This is a genomic window from Candidatus Ruminimicrobium bovinum (assembly GCF_902760015.1).
GTDB classification, from domain to species: domain Bacteria; phylum Elusimicrobiota; class Endomicrobiia; order Endomicrobiales; family Endomicrobiaceae; genus Ruminimicrobium; species Ruminimicrobium bovinum.
Map to the genome: position 1 here is coordinate 1 of NZ_CACWEU010000029.1, position 3,087 is coordinate 3,087.

2 protein-coding genes are annotated in these 3,087 nt (G+C 31.0%); both read right to left on the minus strand.

Going from position 1 to position 3,087, the window contains the following annotated elements; translation table 11 throughout:
- Positions 1–138: 138 nt before the first annotated feature.
- Positions 139–2,151: an excinuclease ABC subunit UvrB gene (gene uvrB / locus ACMUOV_RS00965; protein WP_413852905.1), complete on the minus strand. Its 2,013-nt coding sequence runs from the start codon at positions 2,149–2,151 to the stop codon at positions 139–141.
- 69 nt (positions 2,152–2,220) lie between these two features.
- Positions 2,221–2,976 carry a 5'/3'-nucleotidase SurE gene (gene surE, locus ACMUOV_RS00970; RefSeq protein WP_413852907.1) on the minus strand — a complete coding sequence of 252 codons (756 nt, stop codon included), beginning with the start codon at positions 2,974–2,976 and terminating at the stop codon, positions 2,221–2,223.
- Positions 2,977–3,087 lie beyond the last annotated feature (111 nt).

Below are 3,087 nucleotides of genomic sequence, written 5' to 3' on the forward strand. Positions count from 1 at the left end.
AAAATAACTTAAATAAATAATTAAACATTTTTATCCTTCTTAACTTTTTTATATAAAAAATACTTTTTTAATTATACAAAATATTTGAAACAAATCGCAAAGATATTTTTTTGTTTGTTTACAACAACAGCAACTGATTTATTGTTTTTTTGCTTTCATTTGCTTTATTTCGTTAATTTTATCTCTTAAAATTGCGGCTGTTTCAAAATCCAAAACTTCGGCAGCTTCTTTCATTTGTTTTTGTAGAGAAGTTATTATGTCTTCGATTTTTCCTGATGAAATGTATTCCTCGTTCAATTCCGCGGTCCAAGTGCGAACCGTTTCCTGCTTTGTTTGAACTTCAAATTCTTCAAGTTTATTTATTGCCTTTATAATTGTTTTGGGAGTAATATTGTTTTTTTTGTTGTATTCAATTTGCTTTTTTCTTCTTCTTTGCATTTCTTTTATTGCCGATTTCATCGACCCCGTCATTTTATCGGCATAAAAAATTACTTTACCTTCAACATTTCTTGCCGTTCTTCCGCAAGTTTGAATAAGTGTTTGTTCCGACCTTAAAAAACCTTCTTTATCCGCATCAAGTATTACAACCAATGCAACCTCCGGCAAATCAAGACCTTCTCTTAAAAGGTTTATACCGACTAAAATATCAAATTTGCCGAGTCTTAAATCCCTTATAATTTCAATCCTTTTTAATGCTTCTATTTCGGAATGCATATATTCAACGGCAAAACCTTTATCTTTTAAATATGCGGTTAAATCTTCAGACATCCTTTTAGTTAAAGTTGTAATCAATACTCTGTGTTTTTTTGCAATAACTTTTTTTATTTCCCCTATCATATCTTCAATTTGTCCGTCTATAGGACGTATTTCTATTTCCGGGTCAACAAGTCCCGTAGGACGAATAATAAGTTCAACCACGTTGTTTTTTGCATTGTCCAATTCATATTTACCCGGAGTTGCCGAAACCATAACACTTTGTTTTATCAAAGATTCAAATTCATTAAATTTTAACGGTCTGTTATCAAGTGCCGAAGGCAACCTGAAACCGAAATTAACAAGAGTTTGTTTTCTGCTTCTGTCGCCTTCATACATACCGCGTATCTGAGGTAAGGTTATATGTGATTCATCGGCTATTAATAAAAAATCTTTTGTTTGGTCGTTTAAAAGAAAATAATCAATCAATGTTGTTGGGCGGGAACCTGCAGGCCTTTGAGACAAATGTCTTGAATAATTTTCAACGCCGCTACAAAAACCTGTCTCTTTTAACATTTCCATATCGTATTTTGTTCTCTGTAAAAGGCGTTGTGCTTCAAGTAATTTGCCTTCCGCTTTAAAACGTGACACTTGTTCTTTTAATTCTTTTTCTATATCTTTTACAGCCAAATTTATTTTTTCTCCGGTAGTAACAAAATGTTTTGCCGGATAAATAAATACCAAATTTTTCTTGTTTAAAATTTGCCCCGTTAAAGGATTAAATTCTTTTATCGAATCTATTTCATTGCCGAAAAATTCAACTTTTAATGCCGTTTCAAGATAAGCCGGAAAAATTTCAACTGTATCGCCTTTAACTCTGAATTTCCCTCTGATAAAATCAACTTCATTTCGTTCGTAATGTATTGAAATTAAATTTTTAATAAGAGTTTCTCTTGTTATATTTTCGTTAACTTCTATTTTAACACACATATTTTGATAATCTTCAGGTGCACCTAAATTATAAATGCTTGATACTGAAGCAACTACTATTACGTCGTTTCTTTCAAGAAGTGATGTTGTGGCTTTTAATCTTAATCTGTCTATATGTTCGTTTATTGATGAATCTTTTTCTATATAAGTATCGGTTGCCGGAATATAAGCTTCAGGTTGGTAGTAATCATAATAAGATATGAAATATTCGACGGCATTTTTCGGGAAAAAAGCTTTAAATTCACTGTATAACTGTGCAGCTAAAATTTTGTTAGGTGATATTATAAGTGCAGGCCTTTGTAATTTTTGTATTACATTTGCAATTACAAATGTTTTACCCGAACCCGTAACACCCAATAATACCTGAGATTTTTTTCCGTCCGTTATATTTTTACAAAGCTCATTTATTGCCTGCGGTTGATCGCCGGAAGGTTTAAAGTCCGATACCAATTCAAATTTGTTTTTCATTATTAAAACTCTTTTTAATGCTTAAAAATTGAAATTCTTTTACATGTTTCGGTCTGTTTTTTTAAATCATTATAAAATCTTATCGAATAAAATTTTTTTGTAATTTTTTATTTTATCAAAATGTGTTTGGTCTAAATTTAAAGGCGTTACGGATATGTAACCCTGCTCTACGGCATCGATATCGGAATTTTTATTTTTTTTACCCGATATAAATCGTCCTGCAAGTTTATAATAACTTCCTTTTTTTGTTTTCTTTTCAACTATTGTTTCGTCATAACATCTTATTCCCAGCGGTGCAATTTTTATGCCTTTAAAATTCGGCGGGATATTAATATTTAAACATACTGCGGGACGTCCTTTTTTTTCATTTTTTAACACTTGAAGCGCTATTTTTAAAGTTGCTTGTGCGGCATATTCATAATAATTTTTACTTTCATCCGTTATTGACACTGCAATTGAAGGTATTCCCAAATATGCTCCTTCACGGGCTGCTGCAACGGTTCCCGAATAAACCACATCCTGTGCAAGGTTTGCACAATTGTTTATTCCGGATATAACCAAATCTATTTTATCTTTAAAAAAAGAATATAATGCGTATTTTACGCAATCGGTAGGTGTTCCTCCTTCCAAAGTAAAAATATTATTTTTAACTTTTTCCAATTTAAGATATTTTTTTAAATGTATCGATTGGCTCATACCTGACATTTCGTGTTTCGGAACAACAACATAAACATTTGCATGTTTAGCGATGTTTTTTATTAAACTTTTTAAACCGTCACCTTTTATACCGTCGTCGTTGGAAATTAATATATTATACTTTTTCATTTAATAAGTTCCGTTATTTCTTTACATATTATTTCTTGCGGGAAATTTTTAGGATTGACAACTCTGTTGGTATCAATATCACAGTTAATGTTTTTATCCGCAAAATTAATA